The 18,748-nt window shown below is 67.9% G+C and carries 17 protein-coding genes and 1 tRNA gene; 13 read left to right on the top strand and 5 right to left on the bottom strand.

Annotation, left to right across the window (positions count from 1 at the left end):
* Positions 1-110: 110 nt before the first annotated feature.
* Positions 111-752, bottom strand: coding sequence for a 2-polyprenyl-3-methyl-6-methoxy-1,4-benzoquinone monooxygenase (gene coq7, locus ACSAMQ_RS04195; protein WP_435394437.1), 642 nt, complete (start codon positions 750-752; stop codon positions 111-113).
* 37 nt (positions 753-789) lie between these two features.
* Complete coding sequence (locus ACSAMQ_RS04190; protein ID WP_435394436.1) at positions 790-1,962, bottom strand: (Fe-S)-binding protein; 1,173 nt, start codon at positions 1,960-1,962, stop codon at positions 790-792.
* A gap of 171 nt (positions 1,963-2,133) precedes the next feature.
* Here ACSAMQ_RS04190 and rplM point away from each other — a divergent pair, with 171 nt between their 5' ends.
* From rplM to ACSAMQ_RS04175, 3 genes are all read left to right on the top strand, one after another.
* Positions 2,134-2,562, top strand: coding sequence for a 50S ribosomal protein L13 (rplM, locus tag ACSAMQ_RS04185; RefSeq protein WP_031371496.1), 429 nt, complete (start codon positions 2,134-2,136; stop codon positions 2,560-2,562).
* A 10-nt stretch (positions 2,563-2,572) separates the two neighbouring features.
* The gene (gene rpsI / locus ACSAMQ_RS04180; protein ID WP_435394435.1) at positions 2,573-2,965 is read left to right on the top strand and encodes a 30S ribosomal protein S9; all 393 of its coding nucleotides are present in this window, start codon (positions 2,573-2,575) and stop codon (positions 2,963-2,965) included.
* Between the two features lie 45 nt (positions 2,966-3,010).
* A tRNA-Gln gene (locus tag ACSAMQ_RS04175) sits at positions 3,011-3,085 on the top strand.
* A 267-nt stretch (positions 3,086-3,352) separates the two neighbouring features.
* On the opposite strand, the gene ACSAMQ_RS04170 is transcribed toward ACSAMQ_RS04175, so the two are convergent.
* Positions 3,353-3,841: a GNAT family N-acetyltransferase gene (locus ACSAMQ_RS04170; protein WP_435394434.1), complete on the bottom strand. Its 489-nt coding sequence runs from the start codon at positions 3,839-3,841 to the stop codon at positions 3,353-3,355.
* A gap of 228 nt (positions 3,842-4,069) precedes the next feature.
* Between ACSAMQ_RS04170 and ACSAMQ_RS04165 the strand changes: the two genes are divergently transcribed.
* Both ACSAMQ_RS04165 and ACSAMQ_RS04160 read left to right on the top strand, forming a co-directional pair.
* Entirely contained in the window at positions 4,070-4,621 is a 552-nt protein-coding gene (locus ACSAMQ_RS04165) for an ECF-type sigma factor (protein ID WP_435394433.1), read from the top strand.
* A gap of 32 nt (positions 4,622-4,653) precedes the next feature.
* On the top strand, positions 4,654-7,440 hold the full coding sequence (locus ACSAMQ_RS04160) for a tetratricopeptide repeat protein (protein WP_435394432.1): 2,787 nt from the start codon (positions 4,654-4,656) through the stop codon (positions 7,438-7,440).
* A 174-nt stretch (positions 7,441-7,614) separates the two neighbouring features.
* On the opposite strand, the gene ACSAMQ_RS04155 is transcribed toward ACSAMQ_RS04160, so the two are convergent.
* Complete coding sequence (locus ACSAMQ_RS04155) at positions 7,615-9,585, bottom strand: M23 family metallopeptidase (RefSeq protein ID WP_435394431.1); 1,971 nt, start codon at positions 9,583-9,585, stop codon at positions 7,615-7,617.
* Positions 9,586-9,942: 357 nt separating this feature from the next.
* On the opposite strand from ACSAMQ_RS04155, the gene ACSAMQ_RS04150 reads away from it, so the two are divergent.
* A complete protein-coding gene (locus ACSAMQ_RS04150) occupies positions 9,943-10,929 on the top strand; it encodes a fumarylacetoacetate hydrolase family protein (RefSeq protein ID WP_435394430.1) in 987 nt (328 codons plus the stop codon).
* Between the two features lie 98 nt (positions 10,930-11,027).
* Positions 11,028-11,690, top strand: coding sequence for a maleylacetoacetate isomerase (gene maiA, locus ACSAMQ_RS04145; protein ID WP_435394429.1), 663 nt, complete (start codon positions 11,028-11,030; stop codon positions 11,688-11,690).
* A gap of 185 nt (positions 11,691-11,875) precedes the next feature.
* Here maiA and ACSAMQ_RS04140 read toward each other — a convergent pair whose 3' ends face one another.
* Positions 11,876-12,991: a PilT/PilU family type 4a pilus ATPase gene (locus ACSAMQ_RS04140; protein ID WP_435394428.1), complete on the bottom strand. Its 1,116-nt coding sequence runs from the start codon at positions 12,989-12,991 to the stop codon at positions 11,876-11,878.
* 96 nt (positions 12,992-13,087) lie between these two features.
* Between ACSAMQ_RS04140 and ACSAMQ_RS04135 the strand changes: the two genes are divergently transcribed.
* The 6 genes from ACSAMQ_RS04135 to ACSAMQ_RS04110 all read left to right on the top strand — a co-directional run bounded on the left by ACSAMQ_RS04135 (position 13,088) and on the right by ACSAMQ_RS04110 (position 18,747).
* A complete protein-coding gene (locus tag ACSAMQ_RS04135) occupies positions 13,088-13,465 on the top strand; it encodes a DUF4398 domain-containing protein (RefSeq protein ID WP_435394427.1) in 378 nt (125 codons plus the stop codon).
* Complete coding sequence (locus tag ACSAMQ_RS04130; protein WP_435394426.1) at positions 13,462-14,088, top strand: hypothetical protein; 627 nt, start codon at positions 13,462-13,464, stop codon at positions 14,086-14,088. The genes ACSAMQ_RS04135 and ACSAMQ_RS04130 overlap by 4 nt, the downstream gene beginning before the upstream one ends.
* Positions 14,089-14,604: 516 nt before the next feature.
* Positions 14,605-14,820, top strand: a complete 216-nt coding sequence (locus ACSAMQ_RS04125; protein WP_435394425.1) for a YdcH family protein — start codon at positions 14,605-14,607, stop codon at positions 14,818-14,820.
* A gap of 316 nt (positions 14,821-15,136) precedes the next feature.
* A complete protein-coding gene (locus ACSAMQ_RS04120) occupies positions 15,137-16,507 on the top strand; it encodes a pyridoxal-phosphate dependent enzyme (RefSeq protein ID WP_435394424.1) in 1,371 nt (456 codons plus the stop codon).
* A gap of 322 nt (positions 16,508-16,829) precedes the next feature.
* On the top strand, positions 16,830-17,408 hold the full coding sequence (locus ACSAMQ_RS04115; RefSeq protein WP_435394423.1) for a methyltransferase domain-containing protein: 579 nt from the start codon (positions 16,830-16,832) through the stop codon (positions 17,406-17,408).
* Between the two features lie 157 nt (positions 17,409-17,565).
* Positions 17,566-18,747 carry a cystathionine gamma-synthase gene (locus ACSAMQ_RS04110; RefSeq protein WP_435394422.1) on the top strand — a complete coding sequence of 394 codons (1,182 nt, stop codon included), beginning with the start codon at positions 17,566-17,568 and terminating at the stop codon, positions 18,745-18,747.
* Position 18,748 lies beyond the last annotated feature (1 nt).

The following is an 18,748-nucleotide window of genomic DNA, read 5'->3' as shown; positions in this document are numbered from 1 at the left end:
GGCCCGGACCGGCGCGCCGTAAGGACAAGCCCTCACCCTAACCCTCCCCGGTGGACGGGAGGGGGGCTGAAAGCCAAAGCGGCCGGGTACTCAATCCGGCGGCCGTGGCTTCAGACCCGGTAAGCCACGGCCTTCATCAGCTTGGATGCCGCCGCCATCAGGGCCGGCACCGGCATCGGCAGGATCCGCGCGCCGGCGGCTTCGGCCTTCTCGGCGTGGCGGGCCTCGTCGGCCTTCATCGTGCGCAGGATCGCCCGGCTGCGCTGGTCGGCCTCGGGCAGGGACTGCAGGTGCTCGTCGATGTGCGCCTCGACCTGGCGTTCGGTCTCGACCACGAAGCCCAGATTCCAGCCGTCCCCGCGCAGGCCGGCGAGGGCGCCGATGGCGAAGCTGCCGGCGTACCACAGCGGGTTCAGCAGGCTCGGGCGGCTGTCGAGTTCGCGCAGGCGGTCGGCGCACCAGGCCAGGTGGTCGGTCTCTTCCTGGGCGGCCTCGAGCAGGTGGCCGCGGGTGGATTCGTCGCGGGCGACCGCGGCCTGGCCGCAGTACAGGGCCTGGGCGCAGACCTCGCCGACGTGGTTGATCCGCATCAGGCCGGCCGAATGGCGGCGTTCGCCGGGTTCGAGCACCAGTTCGGCGGTGTTGCCGGCGGGGTTCGGGCGTTCGGCGCCGGGGGCGCCGAATACGGTATCGAGCGCGCGCTGTGCTTCGCTGAGCACGCGGTCCAGGGGGCTGAGTTCGCGGGTCGTCATGCCGCCGATTCTAAGGCGAGGCCGGTGTAGAAGTCGGTTAATCGGCCGCCGGTGCGGCTCCGCCCTCGTCGAGCAGCCCGGCCAGGAACTCCAGCGGATGCTGGACCGGGATCGAGGTGCCGCCGCCCAGGTGCAGGCGGCAGCCGATATTCGCGCTGAGCAACAAGGCGGCGCCGCTGTGCGCGAGTTGTTCGAGCAAGGGCGCGCGGTACTCGGCCGCCCGCGCCGGGGCGGCCAGCATCTGGCTGCCGGCGGCGCCGCAGCAGCCGTAGCCGGCGTCGAGTTCGACCACCTGCAGCCCGGGCACCCGCGCCAGCAGACGGCGCAGGGCCGGTACCGACTTGACCACGTTGCGCTGGGTGCAGGGCAGGTGCACGGCGATGCGTTGTGGCGAGGGGCGGAAGCGCAGGCCCGCGCCGGCCTGGTCGAGGTAGGCGATGGCGTCGACCACCCGGGCCTGCGGCGCGAGCGAATGCGCCAGCGCGGTATGGCAACCGCTGGCCAGGCTCAGGACGGTGTCGTGGCCGGAGAACGCGCCGCGGTTGGCCTGGGCCAGGTCCTGGGCCGCGGCGGCATTGCCGGCGTGCTCGTGCAGGGCGCCGCAGCAGCCTTGGCCGGCGACCGGGTCGAGTTCCACCCCGAGCGAGGCGCACAGCCGCGCCGTGGCCGCGCGCAGGGCGCTTTCATAGGTGTCGGCCACGCAGCCCACGAACAACCCGGCGCGGGCCTGTGCGGCCGGCTGGGGGCGTGCCGGCGGTATCGGGGCTGGCCGCGGCGGGCGCGGCAACGAGCGCCAGGCCTCGGGCAGCCAGGGATAGCCGACCCGATACAGCGACAGGGCTGCGGCCATCCAGCGCGGCCGCGCCGCCAGGCCTTCGATCAGGCGCTGGCGCCAGGCCGGCGGCCGGCGCTCGCGCTGGCGGCTGCGTGCCAGGACCAGCAATCGGCCATAATCCACGCCGGCCGGGCACACCGACTCGCAGCTGCGGCAGCCCAGGCAGTGATCGAGATGAGCCTCGGACGTCGCGGTCGCGACGATGCTGTCCAGGGCCCAGGCCCGGGCCAGGGCGATCCGGCCGCGCGGGGACTCGGCTTCGAGCCGGTCGCGGCCGTAGGTGGGGCAGGCGGGCAGGCACAGCCCGCATTGCACGCAGCGGTCGGCCAGAGCCACCAGGGGATCGGCGGAGGGCGGGCGACGGTCGTGCGGCATGACCATCGATGCTAGCACGGGCCAAACCCAGGCTTGCGCGATCCCGGGCGGCCCGCTATCATTCCGCCTCTTTCGTTCCGCAATCACAACGCGAGGCGACGTTCCGACGCCCTTCCCGCACCGGGAAACGGCGGAACCAGCCCGACCACTGTGCCCACATAAAGAGTTGTCATGAAGACTTTTACCGCCAAGAACGAGACCGTCCAGCGCGACTGGTACGTCGTCGACGCGTCGGGCAAAACGCTCGGCCGCTTGTGCTCCGAACTCGCGCGTCGTCTGCGCGGCAAGCACAAGCCCGTCTATACCCCTCACGTCGATACCGGCGATTACCTGGTGGTGATCAACGCCGAGAAGATCGCCGTCACCGGCAACAAGCTGCAGGACAAGATGTACTACCGGTTCACCGGTTACGTCGGCAACCTGAAGAGCGAGACGCTGGGCCAGGCGCTCGAGCGCCACCCGGAACGCGTCATCGAGATCGGTGTCAAGGGCATGCTGCCGAAGAATCCGCTCGGCCGCGCCATGTATCGCAAGCTCAAGGTCTACAAGGGCTCCGAGCATCCGCATACCGCCCAGCAGCCGCAGCCGCTCGACATCTAAGGTAAAGACCATGGCTATCCAGCAGAATTACGGCACCGGCCGCCGCAAGTCGTCCACCGCCCGCGTGTTCCTGCGCAAGGGCGACGGCAAGATCACCATCAATCAGCGTTCGATCGAAGAGTTCTTCGGCCGCGAAACCGCGCGCATGATCGTCCGCCAGCCGCTCGAGCTGACCCAGTCGACCGACAAGTTCGACGTCAACGTGACGGTCGCCGGCGGCGGCATCACCGGCCAGGCCGGCGCGATCCGTCTCGGCATCGCCCGCGCACTGGTCGAGTACGACGAAACCCTCAAGGGCGAACTGCGCAAGGCAGGCTTCATGACCCGCGACGCCCGCGAAGTCGAGCGTAAGAAGGTCGGTCTGCACAAGGCTCGTCGCGCAACCCAGTTCTCGAAGCGCTAATTGTTGTTTTTGCGCGTCGCGTTTTTGCGCTAATATCGGTTCCATAGCCCCGTCGCCAAGCGGTAAGGCACCTGACTCTGACTCAGGCATTCGGTGGTTCGAATCCATCCGGGGCTGCCATACCCAAGTCCGATTCCTGCTCAACGGCTCGAATCGGCGACCTGAAACCCGCCGCGAGGCGGGTTTCTTGTTTTCCAGCACGAACCCGCCGCGAGGCGGGTTTCTTGTTTTCCAGCAGGAGCCCGTCCCGAGGGGGGGCTCGTTTGTGAAGATACGAGCTCGCCAAATGGCGGGATTCTTGTTTGCGAGGTCCGAAGCCGCCCTACGACGGGTTTCCTGGTTCTGCGGCCAGCGTCGCTCCGTCGAAGCCGCGCGCGGCCCGTGCCCTCAACCCGCGCTCAAGACCCTGACCAGGCTGAGCTCATCGCGCAGCGGGATGCCGTGCCGCCCCAGCAGCGCAATCGCCGGGTTCGCCTCGCGTTCCAGATCGATCGCGCCGGCGGCGAGCCGGTGCAGGCGGAAGCCGCGGCGCTGGTAGAAACGCAACGCGTCGAGGTTGTCGTTGGTGGTGCGGGTCAGCAGCCGGCCCAGGCCCAGCGCGCGTGCCCGATCGGCCGCGCATTCGACCAGGCGGGTGCCGAGGCCGGCCTGCGGCTGCACCGCATCGAGCGTGACGATCTCCGACTGCATCGGGTCGTCGAGCAAGGTGACCAGGCCGGCGATCGCGCCGTCCGCAGCCAGCGCGATGAAGCCCGGCAGGGCCGCGGCATCGATCGCGCGACCGTCGAGCATGACGATCGGCCCGCCCCAGCGCCGGTCGAGGAAGGCGCGAATGGGGCCGTGGTCGCTGGCTTCGATGGCGCGGGTGGGCGGCATGGCGGTGAGGACGTGCGGGGCGCAGCGGGACACTGTAGCGCCGTTGCCGGCGCGGACCGTGACCGATGGCGGTCGTCGCCTGTGCGCGAACCGATCGCAACGCGGGCGCCGACGAGGGCGGCCGATGGCGACGAGCGATCGCGGCTGTGACCGCCTGGCCTCCGCGGTTCGCGCCACTCGGCTACCATCCGCGGCGCGGGGGCGGCGTAGCGACGTTGGGGAGCGCGCATGAGCGAAGATCTGACTCGGTTGCTGCATGACTGGCGCGGGGGCGACGTCGCTTCGCGCGACCGCCTGTTCGCGCTGGTCTACGACACCTTGCGCGGCATGGCCGCGGCGCGCCTGGGCGGACGCAACGGCCAGCGCACCCTGCAGCCCACCTCGCTGGTCAACGAAGCCCTGATCCGCCTGATCGGCGGCGAGGTCGAGTGGCAGGACCGCGCCCACTTCTACGCGCTGGCCGCGCTGAAGATGCGCGCGGTGCTGGTCGACCAGGCGCGCGCGCAGGCGGCGGCCAAGCGCGGCGCGCGGCCGGTCATGCTGACCTTGTCGCATGCCGATCTGCACGGCGGCCAGACCGTCGGTTTCGACGTGCTGGCCCTGCACGATGCGCTCGAGCGCCTGGCCGAGCGCGACCCGCGTTCGGCGCGGGCGGTCGAAATGGCCTACTTCGGCGGCATGGAGCAGCGCGAAATCGCCTGCGTGCTGGACGTCTCGGTGCCGACCGTCGAACGCGACCTGCGTTTCGCCCGGGCCTGGCTCGGACAGCAATTGGGCTGAGCGCCCGCCGATCGGACGCGACAGGAGGCGATATGGAAACCCAGCGCTGGCACGACCTGCGCCGATTGTTCGATGCGGTATGCGACCTGCCGGCCGAGCGCTGGGCGGAGCGGTTGCATGCGCTCAGCGACGATCCGGCGCTGATCGCCGAAGCGCTGGAGCTGCTCGGCGCGCAGACCGAGCACTTCGACCGCGTCGTGCAATCGCTCAGCGAGCTGGTCGCGGGCCTGCCCGACAGCGAACTGCAGGTCGGCGACCGGCTCGGCGCCTGGGTACTCATCGAACGGCTGGCGAGCGGGGGCATGGGCACGGTGTTCGTGGCCGAGCGCGCCGACGGCCTGTTCCGCCAGCAGGTCGCGATCAAGCTGCTGCGCGGCAGCGGCTTCAACCAGGCCGAATTCGCCCGCCGCCTCGCGGTCGAACGGCAATTGCTGGCCGAACTGCAGCACCCCAACATCGCCCGCCTCTACGACGGCGGCACTACTCCGAGTGGGCAGCCCTACTTGGTCATGGAATACGTGCTCGGCCGCGACCTCGACGAGTACTGCGAGCAGCGCCAGCCCGACCTGCGCCAGCGCCTGCAGTTGTTCCAGCGCATCTGCGCGGCGGTGCAGAGCGCGCATCAGCGCCTGATCGTGCATTGCGACCTCAAGCCCGGCAACGTGATGGTGCAGGACGACGGCGAGCCGGTCCTGCTGGATTTCGGCATCGCCCAAGTGCTCGATCACCAGGCCGGCGACGACAACGCCGTCTACGGCACCTTCTGCACGCCGGCCTACGCCAGCCCGGAACTGCTCGGCGGGGCGCGGGTCAGTGTGGTCAGCGACGTGTTCGCGCTGGGCGTGCTGTTGACCGAATTGCTGGCTTGCCGTTCGGTCGAACGCGGCTTGGCCGACCGCGACCTCGCTGTGCCGTTGCCGAGCGCATGGGCGGGGCCGGGCTGCGCCTGGCGCGAGCGCCTGCGCGGCGACCTGGATGCGATCGCCGCCCGCGCCTGCGCACTCGATCCCCGCCAGCGCTATTCCTCGGTCGAAGCCTTGTCCCAGGACATCGGACGCCATCTCGCATGGCGCCCGGTGTCGGCGCGCCCGCCGACCTTGCGCTATCGCTTCGGCCGCTATCTGCGCCGGCATTGGCGCGAGACCGCGGCTGCGGCGCTGGTGCTCGCGCTGGCCGGCGGTTTCGTCTGGCGGGTCACCGCCGAGCGCGCGCGCGCCGAGCGCGAGGCTTCGGTCGCGCGCCAGGTCAGCGACTTCCTGGTCTCGGCCTTCGACGCCGCCGACCCGCGCATGCGCGGCGCGCAGGCCGGGCAGGAGCTCAGCGCGCGGCAGGTGCTCGACGCTTCCGCCGCCCGCATCGGACAAGGGCTCGACGACACGCCGGCGATCCGCGCGCGGTTGCGCGCGGTGCTCGGCCGCGCCTATCGCAACCTCGGCCAGCCGCAACGCGCCGAAGCGCTGCTCGACCAGGCCGCGCGCGAATTCCTCGACCCGGCGGTGGACCGGCCCGACCAGGCCGCGCAGGCGCTGTCCGACCTGTCGCGTTCGCTCAGCGACCGCCAGTACGGCGCCCAGGCCGTCGCCGCCGCGCGCCGCGCGCTGGCGTTGCGCGAGCGCGACGGCGAACCGAGCGCGCTCGCCGACGCCTACGACACCCTCGGCCTGGCCCAGGTGGCCGACAGCCAGTACGCCCAGGCCGAGCGAAGTTTCGAGCGCTCGCAGCAGTTGCGCAGCGAGCGCGGCCTGCGCCAGTCGCCCGACGAACGCGCGGCGATGCTCGCCCGGCTCGCCCAGCTGTACCGGCGCCGCGGCGAACTCAAGCGCGCCGAGCAGACCTATCGCGACGCGCTGGAGATCAACCGCGAAACCGGCACCGACCCGGTCGCCGTCCAGCTCAACCAGTTCGGCTTGGCGAGCACCCTGTTCGGGCTCGGCCGCGTGGCGGAAGCCCGACGCGAGCTGGTCGAGAACTTGAGCCTGGCGCGCGATCTGTACGGCGAGCAGAGCGACATGGTCGCCAACATCCATGTCGACCTGGCCAACGCCACCCAGGACCTCGGCGATTACCGCCAGGCCGGCGAGCACTACCGCGCCGCGCTCGAGATCATGGCGGTCGTGGCCGGCGAGCGCAGCCTGGATTACGCCCGCATCCTCAACAACTACGCGGCGCTGTCGCTGGAGCGCGGCGACCTGGCCGAATCCGAGCGGCGCCTGCGCCAGGCCTTGTCGATCCGCCGCGAGCACTTGCCGGCGGACGAGCGCCGGGTCCTGCGCACCGAGAACGCGCTCGGCCTGGTGCTCGCGCGCGGCGGCCGCAGCGAAGAGGCGCGCTCGCTGGTCGAGCACAGCGCTGCGGTGTGGCGGCGGCGTTATCCGGACGACCATCCGGGGCTGTTGATGGTCGCGTTGACGCGGGTCGAGTGGCTGCTGAGCCGCGACCGCCTCGACGAGGCGCAGACCGAACTCGCGGCGATCGACCTCAGCCGCGGCGAATACAACGCCTTCATGCTGGCGCGGATTCCGGCCCTGCAGGCCGAACTCGCGCAACGCCGCGGACGCTGGGACGAGGCCGAAGCGGCCTGGGCCAGGACGATCGAAGACAGCCGGGTCGCTTACGGCGCGCAGCAGGTCAAGACCGCGAGGCTGCGCGTGCCGTATGCCGAGGTGCTGCTCGCGCGCGGCGATGCGCGCGCCGCGGCGGCGCAAGTGCAGCTCGCCGAGGCGGTGTTGCGGCGCGAGATGTACAGCGAATCGGAGCTGTTGCGGCGCCTGGAGTCGGTCAAACGGGGCGCGCCGCGGGTGCAGGTGGCGGCGCGCTGAACGGCGCCGGTCGTGACCCATCGTGTGCAGCGGTCGCCTCTGCCTGAGCACCGATGCGCTCCGTGGCCGACACACCCATCTGTGCAAAAAGACACGCCGCCCGAAGGCGGCGTGTCGGTTCGCTGCGGCAAGGACGCTACCGCGGCGATGTCCTGCCGATGCGCTCGTCGCCGCTCACTCGACCGCTTGCACGTCGACCAGGCGCAGCCCCTTGGTCGCGTACTTCTCGGCCGACTGGTACAGCGACTGGTAGCCCTTGACCGCTTCCAGGGCGTAGCCGCCGCTGCCGGCGCGGAACACGCCGACGTAGTTGCGCACGCCGTCCTCGACGAAGCTGTCGACGTCGATCAGGCGCAGGCCGTTGTCGCTGAGCTCGTCCCACTTGCTGGTGAACGCGGCCCAGCTGTTCGAGCGCCACAGGGCGTGGTTGTCGGTGCCTTCGCGGTACACGCCGATGAACTGGCGCTGGCCGTCGCCGATGTCGAAGCTCTCCATGTCGATCAGGCGCAGACCCAGGCCCTTGGCGATCTCGCGCTGATTGGCGAAGGCGCTGAAGCCGGTGTGGCTCCACAGCCCGGCGTTGCCGTTGCCGGCGCGGAACACGCCGACGTAGTGGCGCTTGCCCGCGCTCAGGTAGGTGGTCAGGTCGAGCAGGCGCTGGCCGCCGTCGGACAGCTCCTTCCATTTGGCAGTGAAGTCGTCCCAGTTGTCGAAGTTGTACAGCGCGCCGGCGCCGCTGCCGCGCTTGTACACGCCGACGAAGTGGCGATCGCCGTTCTCGACGTAGTTCTCGACCTGTTCCAGGCGGAAGCCGTCGGCCGACAGTTCCGACCACTTCTGGGTGAACGCGGTCCAGTTGGGACGATTGACCCGCAGCTCGATCTCGCTGCTCGCCTTCCACACGCCGAGGAAGGTCTTGGCGTCGGTTTCGGCGGCGTCGAAGGGATACGCGGTGCTGGACGGATAGATCAGGCTGTAGGGATGCGGCGCGGAGTGGTTGCTGAGCTGGGTCCAGTCGCTCGGGTCCATGCTGTCGGCGGCGGCCATGGCCTTGGCTTCGCCCCAGGTCAGGCTCTGGATCTGGGCGAAGGTCATCGGGCGCGGACGCAGGTCGTTGCCGTCGCAGGGCGTGCTGGTGCTTTCCTGGGTCACGTGGACGTGCACGTGCGGGCCGCTGGACTTGCCGGAATAACCGACCTTGCCCAGGTACTGGCCCTGCTTGACCGTCGCGCCCGGCACCAGCAGCTCGGCCGGGATCGAACCGGGCTGCATGTGCGCGTACAGGGCGATCTCGTCGCCGGTCTTGATCTTGAGGTAGTTGCCGCCGGCCGAGTACTGGCCGGTGCTCGGCGCGATCGGTTCGGGTTCGATTTCCTTGCTGACGCGCGGATAGTTCTTCCATTCCGGCAAGTCGTTTAGGGCGCTGCAGACGATGCCGTCGGCCATCGCGTACAGCGGCAGACCGTAGGCGCGCTGGCTTTCGGCCTTGTTCGGGTCGGCGCCGGGACGCTTGGCGTCCCAGGTGCTGCCGGTCCAGCCGGTGACGCTGGTGTCGAGGCCGAAGGCCTGGCTGCCGCCGGGGTGGTTGCTCGAGGTCTGCCAGGCTTCGTTGGCGCGCAGGTCGGTGATCTTGCCCGGGTAGCGCAACGGGCCGTCGTTGTTGGTGCCCGGCGCGAACGACAGGTTCTTGATCACCGGGTTGCGGTAGCCCTGCACGTAGACCGCGATCTTGACCATGCTCGGGTAGGGCGCGGTGATCACGATCGGATAAGAGGACGGCACTTTCGGCGCGTCCGGATCGGCATTGAAGTAGTCGCACTTGCAGTTCTGGAAGGCGTAGGTCTTGCCGGGGTCGATCTGCACCGGGGCGAGGAAGTTGGAGGCGAGCTGGTCGAGGATCTCGACCTTAGTGATGGTCAGCGGCACGGAATCGTCGTTGCGGATGCCCATGCGCAGGGACACGCGGCCTTGCTTGGCGCCGCCGACCTGGGCCGGGCCGATCGCCTCGAACAGGACCCGGCCGTCCTTGATCGGATTGACCACGTCGATGGTGAGGGCCTGGGCGTGGACGCCGGCGCTGGCGCCGAACCACAGGGCGAGGGCGGCGGGCAGGGCGCGCAGGACGAGAGCGGATTGCGGTTTCATGAGGAACTCCAAAGGCATGATTGAGGAATCACGCGGTCGCAGAGGGACGTGCCCTCAACCCGATCCCTGGATCGTTGACCTGGCTGGGCCTGCCCCGGCGAACCCGGGCGTGACCACGCCGCGCTTAACTCAACAAACCGGCAAACGGCGGCCGGACCCATCACGGCCGCTAAAGTTTTTTTCGCGGTAGGCTGCGCGGGACCCGCACGGCGTCCGCAGACCCCGGGGAACCCCGCGCGACAGGCGGCCGGCGCCCGGATTCAGCGCTGGAACGCCGCGGCCGGTGATAACCGGCGCGCGAGTGGTTACAATTGAAACCATCGCGCTGCGGCGCCCTGCACCGACATCGAGGCCTGGATGAAACTCGGATCCCTGAAGGAAGGCGGCCGCGACGGCACGCTGATCGTCGTTTCGCGCGACCTGACCCGCGCCGTGCGCGCCACCGGCATCGCCGAGACTCTGCAGCGCGCGCTGGAGGACTGGTCGAACACCGCGCCGCGCCTCAACGCGCTGTCGGACGCGCTCAACGAGGGCCGCGCCGCGGATGCCTTCGAGGTCGATTTCTCCGCCCTGGCCGCGCCCCTGCCGCGCGCTTACGAATTCGTCGACGGCAGCGCCTACCTGCCGCACGTCGAGCGCGTGCGCCGCGCCCGCGGCGCGGAGGTGCCCGAGAGTTTCTACGTCGATCCGCTGATGTACCAGGCGGTCAGCGCCGGTTTCTACGGCCCGCGCGATCCGGTGCGGGTGGTCAGCGAGGACTACGGGATCGACCTGGAAGCCGAGGTCGTGATCGTCACCGACGACGTGCCGATGGCGGTGACGCCGGAGGCGGCGGCCGCGCACATCCAGCTGATCGGCCTGGTCAACGACGTGTCCCTGCGCAACCTGATCCCGAACGAGCTCGCCAAGGGCTTCGGCTTCCTGCAGTCCAAGCCGCGCTCGGCGCTAAGCCCGGTGTTCGTCACCCCCGACGAACTCGGCCCGGCCTGGATCGACAGCAAGGTTCACCGCCCGCTGCTGACCCACATCAACGGCGAGTGGTTCGGCGCGCCGGAAGCCGGCATCGACATGCAGTTCAACTTCGCCCAGCTGGTCGCCCACGCCGCCAAGACCCGGCCGCTGTCGGCCGGCACGATCGTCGGCTCGGGCACGGTGGCCAACGAGGACACCAGCCTGGGCGCGTCGTGCTTCGCCGAGAAGCGCACCGTCGAGACCCTGGAGCACGGCAAGCCGTCGACGCCTTTCATGAAGTTCGGCGACACCGTGCGCATCGAGATGCTCGACGCCGAAGGCCGCAGCATCTTCGGCGCGATCGAGCAGCGCATGGAGCGACCTTCCGCCTGACGGCATCGGCGGGTACGACGAGAGGTCGTCCGACCGCGGGGCGCAGCCGGTAAGGTTTGCGTCCTGCCGATCGGGCAAGGCAAGCGAGGCGGATCCGGGTGAGCGAACAATTACGGTTGTATTCGTACTGGCGCTCCAGCGCCTCCTACCGGGTGCGCATCGGCCTGAACCTCAAGGGCCTGGACTACGAGATCGTGCCGGTCCACCTGGTCCGCGACGGCGGCGAACAACACGCCGCCGCCTATCGCGAGCTCAACCCGCAAGGCCTGGTGCCGGTGCTGCAGCACGGCCAGCGCAATCTGACCCAGTCGATCGCGATCCTGGAATACCTCGACGAGACCTGGCCGCGGCCGAACCTGCTGCCGACGACCGCGCGCGAGCGCCAGCGGGTGCGCGCGATCGCCCAGACCATCGCCTGCGAAATCCACCCGCTCAACAACCTGCGCGTGCTGAAGTACCTCGACGGCACCTGGAACGTGCCTCAGCCCGAGCGCGACGGCTGGATCAAGCACTGGATTTGCGAGGGTTTCAAGGCGCTGGAGACGATGCTGGCCGGGGACGAGGCCACCGGCACCTTCTGCGTCGGCGACCTGCCCGGTCTGGCCGATTGCTGCCTGGTGCCGCAGCTCTACAACGCGCGCCGGTTCGGCGTGCCCCTCGAGGACTTCCCGACCCTGCTGCGGATCGAAGCGGCTTGCCTGGCCCTGCCGGAGTTCGACGCGGCGCGGCCGGAGAACCAGCCGGATCGGCCTCCCGGGTGATTCGAGGAGTGAATTTACCGGAGTGAGCAAGAGCAAGGCAGTCGCCGCGCCTGTCCTTACTCGCTCCTCGTTCCTCTCCACTGATTTCTCCAGCCGACCTGCACCAAAAGCAAAACGGGTCCCGAAGGACCCGTTTGCCGCGGAACGCTTTACTCGTTCCTCACGCCGCTCCACACACTGCTTGCCTAGTGCGCTGCGGTCGCGTCGTACATGTCCGCGTAGGGGTCGTGCTCGCCGGTGCCGCCTTCGGACAGGCGGAACTTCAGCGCCAGGCCGTCGCGCGAGTCGGCCGCCTTGAGCGCTTCCTCCATCTCGATCCGGCCCTCCTTGTAGAGGCGGAACAGGCATTGGTCGAACGACTCCATGCCTTCTTCGAGCGACTCTTCCATCGCCTGCTTGATCTCGTGGACCTGCCCGCGGCGCATCAGGTCGCGCACGTGCGGGGTGTTGATCAGGATTTCCGCGGCCGGCAAGCGGCGCCCGTCGACGCCGATCACCAGGCGCTGCGACACCACCGCCTTGAGATTCAGGGCCAGGTTCATCAACACGTTCTTGTGCGCGGCCTCGGGGAAGAAGTTGAGGATGCGCTCCAGGGTCTGGTCGGCGTTGTTGGAGTGCAGCGTCGCCAGGCACAGGTGCCCGGTCTCGGCGAAGGCGATCGCCGCCTCCATGGTGGTGGCGTCCAGGATTTCGCCGATCAGGATCACGTCCGGCGCTTCGCGCATCGCGTTCTTGAGCGCGTTGTGGAAGGCATGGGTGTCCAGGCCCACCTCGCGCTGGTTCACGATCGACTTCTTGTGCTTGTGCAGGTACTCGATCGGGTCCTCGATGGTGAGGATGTGCCCGGCGGTACTGCTGTTGCGGTGGTCGATCATCGAGGCCAGGGTGGTCGACTTGCCCGAGCCGGTCGAGCCGACGATCAGGACCAGGCCGCGCGGCGCCATGATGATCTGCTTGAGCACCTGCGGCAGCTGCAGCTCTTCGATGCTCGGAATGATGCTGCGGATGGCGCGGATGACCATGCCGACTTCGCCGCGCTGCTTGAAAACGTTGATGCGGAAACGGCCGGCGTCGGGCAGGGCTAGCGCCATGTTCAACTCCAGGTCACGCTCGAACAGCGGCACCTGGCCCTCGTCCATCAACGAGTAGGCGATCTTCTTGACCATGCCCGGGGGCAGACCGGTATTGCCGAGCGGGTACAGTCGACCCTCGACCTTGATGTACACCGGCGCGCCAGTCGTCAGGAACATGTCCGACGCGTTTTTTTCCGTCATCAGCTTCAGGAAATAGCCGATGTCCATGCATTCACACCCCTTGTTGACGGCGCGCGCCGTTGCAAGCACGCTGCCGGCTTCCGACAATGTCCGTGCGACATCCCTTCCGTACGGCGCTCCCCAATGACCGCAAGCTTCGCACAAATTCGATTGCCGCTGCTGGCCGCAGTTCTCGCTTCCGGGCTGGCCGGCTGCGCCTCCACGCCTCCGCCGACCGGAGAACTGTCCGCCGCGCAGCAGGCGGTGATGCGCGCGGCCGACGCCGACGCCGACCAATACGCGCCGCAGGACCTCAATGCCGCGCGCACCGCGCTGAGCGCGGCCCAGGCCGCGCTGTCGCAGGGCAAGGACGAGGATGCCCGTCGCATGGCGCTCGCGGCCGCGGCCGAGGCCGACCTGGCCTATGCCCACAGCCGCGAGACCCTGACCCAGGCCGAACTCAACCAGCGCAGGGCCGAGATCGCAGAATTGCGCAATCGCCTGCAGGGAGCCGACCGATGAGCGCGCGTCTTCGCGTTATCCGCCTGTCTGCGCTGGCCCTGTGCCTGGCCTGCGGCCTGGCCTTCGCCGCGCCGGCCGACGACCCCGAGGTCGCCCGGCTCGCCCAGCGGGTGGCCGCGATCGAGGCCAATCCGGACGCCGCCGCCTACGGCGCCTTCGAGCGCCTGCGCGCGCGCCAGGCGATCGATGCGGTGCGTCAGGCCCGCAGCCGCGACCGCCAGTGGGCCTTGCGCATCGCCGACCGCCGGGTCGAGACCGCCGAGGTCGTGACCCGCACCCAGCTGGCCCAGCGCGAGGTCGACCGCCTCGACCGCGAGCGCAGCGAGCTGCTGGTCGAAGCCAGCCGCCGCGACGCCGACCGCGCCCGCGCCGAGGCCGAGCGCCTGCGCGTGCAGGCCCAGATCCAGGCCGAGGAAGCCGAACGCCTGCGCCAGGCCGCCGACCAGGAAGCCCTGGCGCGCCAGGAAGCCGAGGGCCTGCTCGACAACGTCGCCAACCAGCAGGCCGCCAAGCTGCGCGCCGCGCGCGAGCGCGACGCCGAGCTGGCGCGCAAGGAAGCCGAGCTGCTCGGCCAGTCCCCGACTCCGCCGAAGCCGGCCAAGCCCAAGCCGAAGAAGAAGTAATCCGGCCCCGCCCGGCCCGATGCCGGGCCTGTGATCCGCAGCGGTGGTCCTGGGCGCCGCCGCCGGTGCCCGCGCTTGCCTCCGGAACCGTCTTGCCGTATCGGGCGGCTGCGCTTCCGACGAACGGCGGGGCCCGCGGCCGCAGTTTTGCCGGCCCACCGTCCGCGGCTGTTCATGTTTGCGGATTTCGCAAAAAATATAAAATAAAACAATGCGTTGCGGCCGATCTGGAGTCACCGGGAGCCTGCCTGTCCCAACCCTGAAAACGGTTGCAGACGGCCTTGCCGGATCCCGGGTACAGGAGTAGGGTCAGATACCCAAGCGGTTCTTCGACCGCTTGGCGAAGAGCCAGGCCGATGACCGATACGCCCTTTCCGCAGGACCCCGCCGCCGCACATCCGCATGCGGCCCGGTTGCGTGAAACGAGCGCCGCACCGCGCCTGACGAACCTCACGGTCCCCGCAACGCCCTGGTCCGACGGCCGGGGCGTTTGCATTCGTGCTGAAGGAGGCTTTCATGTTCGAAGAACAACCGCAGCCTGAAATCGACGCGCTCATCAAGAGCAATCCGGAATTCAAACAGCTCTACCAGCGCCACAAGGACCTCGACAAAAAGGTCATGGACGCCGAGCTCGGCGTATTGCCGATCGACGACACCACCCTGGGGCAGATGAAGCGCGAGAAGCTGGCTGCGAAGGACCGCTTGACCCAGTTGTACGACCAACAGCATTGATCCAGGCGGCATCGGCGCGACGCCGGTGCGGTGCTCGTCGGCAAGGAGAGTGCCGGCGCCGATCGTATGGACCCCGACCCGCCCGCGGTCGACGGCTCCAGGTCTAGCGCGGGCGGTGGCGGCCATCCTCGTCGGTCGCCACCGCCCGCGGCTACCGACCTCTCCGATAGCCATTGTTTCCCGCGCGCCCAAGCGCTCCCGCGCGCGAAACCGGCGCCCGCGATCCGCGCGAACGCGCGTGCAGCGGCAGCGCAGTCCGCCGAGGCCTCGCTAGAATGGCCGGGTCCGCCGCATGGTCGCGGCCCACAGGATTCGCATGGCCATTCATTCCTCCGTACTCGAACTCATCGGCCAGACCCCGATCGTCAAGGCCCAGCGCCTCGACACCGGCGTCTGCGAGCTGTATCTCAAGCTCGAATCGCAGAACCCCGGCGGTTCGATCAAGGACCGCATCGGCCTGTCGATGATCGAAGCGGCCGAGAAGGCCGGCAAGATCAAGCCCGGCGACACCCTGGTCGAAGGCACCGCCGGCAACACCGGCATCGGCCTGGCTCTGGTCGCCCAGCAGAAGGGCTACAAGCTGCTGCTGGTGGTGCCCGACAAGATGAGCCGCGAGAAGATCTTCAACCTCAAGGCGATGGGCGCGCAGGTCGTACTGACCCGGTCGGACGTCGCCAAGGGCCACCCGGACTACTACCAGGACCTCGCCGAGCGCATCGCCCGCGAGACCCCCGGCGCCTACTTCATCAACCAGTTCGGCAACCCCGACAATCCGGCCGCGCACGAGTTCGGCACCGGCCCGGAGATCCTCGAACAGATGGGCGGCGAGCTCGACGCCATCGTGTTCGGCTGCGGTAGCTCCGGGACGATGACCGGCCTGTCGCGCGCCTTCGCCACGCTGTCGCCCAAGACCGAGCTGGTCCTGGCCGACCCGGTCGGCTCGATCCTCGAGGAATACATCAACCGCGGCACCCTTTCGGACAAGTCGGCCAGTTGGATGGTCGAGGGCATCGGCGAGGACTTCCTGCCGCCGATCTCCGACTTCACCCGGGTCAAGAAGGCCTATGCGATCAGCGACAAGGAAAGCTTCCTGACCGCGCGCGCCCTGCTCGAGAAAGAGGGCATCCTGGGCGGCTCCTCGACCGGCACCCTGTTGGCGGCAGCGCTGAAGTACTGCCAGGAGCAGACGGAGCCGAAGAAGGTGCTGGTGTTCGTCTGCGATACCGGCAACAAGTATCTGTCGAAGATGTACAACGACTACTGGATGCTCGACAACGGCTTCATCCAGCGCGAGCAGCACGGCGACCTGCGGGACCTGATCCTGCGCCCGTATTCGCAGCGCGACACCGTGGTGGTGGGCCCGGGCGACCTGCTGGTGACCGCCTATCAGCGCATGAAGCTGTACGACGTCTCGCAGCTGCCGGTCATGGACGGCGAGCACATCGTCGGAATAGTCGATGAAAGCGATGTGCTGCTGCACGTGTACGGCGACGAGTCGCGCTTCCGCGACCCGGTCTCGACCGCCATGGTCAGCAAGCTCGACAAGATCCCGGTCGATCAGCCGATCGAATCGCTGCTGCCGGTGTTCGACCGCGGCCATGTCGCCATCGTCGTCGACGGCGAGCGCTTCCTCGGCCTGATCACCCGCATCGACCTGCTCAATTTCCTGCGCCGCCGGGTGCAGTAAGAAGGCAATCTATGCGGGCGGTTCAATGAGACTGAATTTGCTAATTCGACGGTGCTTTGTGCCGCCCTACATTTGCTGGGTCTATTCATTCGCCTAGCGCATCAGAGGTGTTCACAAATTTCAGATCGGGATGGCTAAAATCTTTCCCAAGGGTTCGCGACGTCACCGATATCGGCTGTATTGGGTTGTTTTCAGCCTCGCTATATGCTTGGTTAGCATCGGGTGTTTTAGGTGAGGTGCCTGATCTGCGCTCGGCTTGAATGCCGGGCTTGTGTTAGGAATATCAAAGGAATTTAAAGTGCACCTTAGTTCGTACGAGCACATGCAAGATCTCGTTACTCGATACCTTGATCGAGACCAGTCCTTTTCAGTCATAGATATAGGCTCTTATGACGTAAATGGCTCTTATCGCACGCTATTCGGAAACCCGCGTTGGAATTACGTCGGCATCGATTTGGAGGCAGGGCCGGGGGTGGATGTCGTATTGAGTTCGCCTTACGAGCTTCCTATGGCTTCAAACTCGGTCGATTTGGTTATTTCAGGTCAGGCGTTCGAGCATGTTGAATTTTTCTGGATGAGCTGGTTGGAAATGCTTCGTGTGCTCAAGCCTGGTGGGAGAATATTCCTAATCGCTCCTTCGCGCGGGCCCGAGCACCGGTATCCCCAGGACTGTTGGAGATTCTATCCGGACGGATATCGGGCGTTGGCCAAGTTCGGTGGCTGTGAGCTTGTCGAGGTGAGCACCGATTGGGAGCCGCATGCGGATTTCGACAGCAGCCACTGGGGTGATACGGTCGGAGTGTTCCGAAAAAAACAGTCCACGTTTGCCCAAGGGCTTGCGACGAAGCTTCTCCGCTTCGCGACACGAACTCATTGGAGTATGCAAGTTGAAAGGAATTGAGGGGCGGCTGGTTTGAATGTCGACATGAGCGTTCTGTAACGTCCATGCCATGGCAGGGCTGTTCAGCCCAGGCTCATTACTCCGCTCGATCCATCTCGTTGCATATGGTCAGTGATATGCTTGTTTGTTACTTCACTGTAGCAAGCGGGAGGATTCAATGAGCCATGATCAGCCGGAAGATGGGGCCCGCAAGCTCGGCCTGGGCACCCTCGCGATCCATGCCGGTCAGTCGCCCGACCCGAGCACGGGCGCGGTGATGCCGCCGATCTACGCCACCTCGACCTATGCCCAGAGCAGCCCCGGCCAGCACCAGGGCTTCGAGTACTCGCGCAGCCACAATCCGACCCGCTTCGCCTACGAGCGCTGCATCGCCGGCCTCGAGGGCGGCAGCCACGGCTACGCCTTCGCCTCCGGACTGGCCGCGACCTCGACCATCCTCGAACTGTTCGATGCCGGCAGCCACGTCATCGCAATGGACGACGTCTACGGCGGCACCTACCGGTTGTTCGAGCGCGTCCGCCGCCGCTCCGCCGGGCTGGACTTCAGCTGGGTCGACCTCAGCGACGTCGCCGCATTCGAAGCCGCGATCCGTCCCGAGACCAAGCTGGTCTGGATCGAGACCCCGACCAACCCGCTGCTGAAACTGGTCGACATCGCCGCCATCGCCGCGATCGCGCGCAAGCGCGGGCTGGTGGTGGTGGTCGACAACACCTTCTCCTCGCCGATCCTGCAGCGGCCGCTCGAACTCGGCGCGCACATCGTCATGCACTCGGCGACCAAGTACCTCAACGGCCATTCCGACATCGTCGGCGGCATCGCCGTGGTCGGCGACGACGCCGATCTCGCCGAGCGCATGACCTTCCTGCAGAACGCGGTCGGCGCGGTCCAGGGCCCGTTCGACAGCTTCCTTGCCCTGCGCGGCCTGAAGACCCTGCACCTGCGCATGAAGGCCCACTGCGAAAACGCGCAGGCGCTGGCCGAATGGCTCGAGACCCATCCGTCGGTCGAGAAAGTGATCTATCCCGGCCTCAAGTCGCACCCACAGCACGAGCTCGCCCAGCGCCAGATGCACGGCTTCGGCGGCATGGTGAGCCTCTACGTCAAGGGCGGCCTCGACGGCGCGCGCCGGATGATGGAGCGCTGCGAACTGTTCACCATCGCCGAATCGCTCGGCGGCGTGGAAAGCCTCGTCAACCACCCGGCGGTAATGACCCACGCCTCGATCCCGCCGGACCGCCGCGCCGTCCTGGGCATCACCGACAACCTGGTGCGCCTGAGTGTAGGGGTCGAGGATGTGCAAGATCTACGAGTTGAGCTCCAGCGCGCGCTGGCATCATAAA

Origin of the sequence: Lysobacter sp. 1R34A, assembly GCF_051217035.1 — a bacterium.
Taxonomy (GTDB): Bacteria; Pseudomonadota; Gammaproteobacteria; order Xanthomonadales; family Xanthomonadaceae; genus Lysobacter.
Note: the sequence above shows the minus strand (reverse complement) of the source record. Positions and strands in the feature narration are given on the sequence as shown.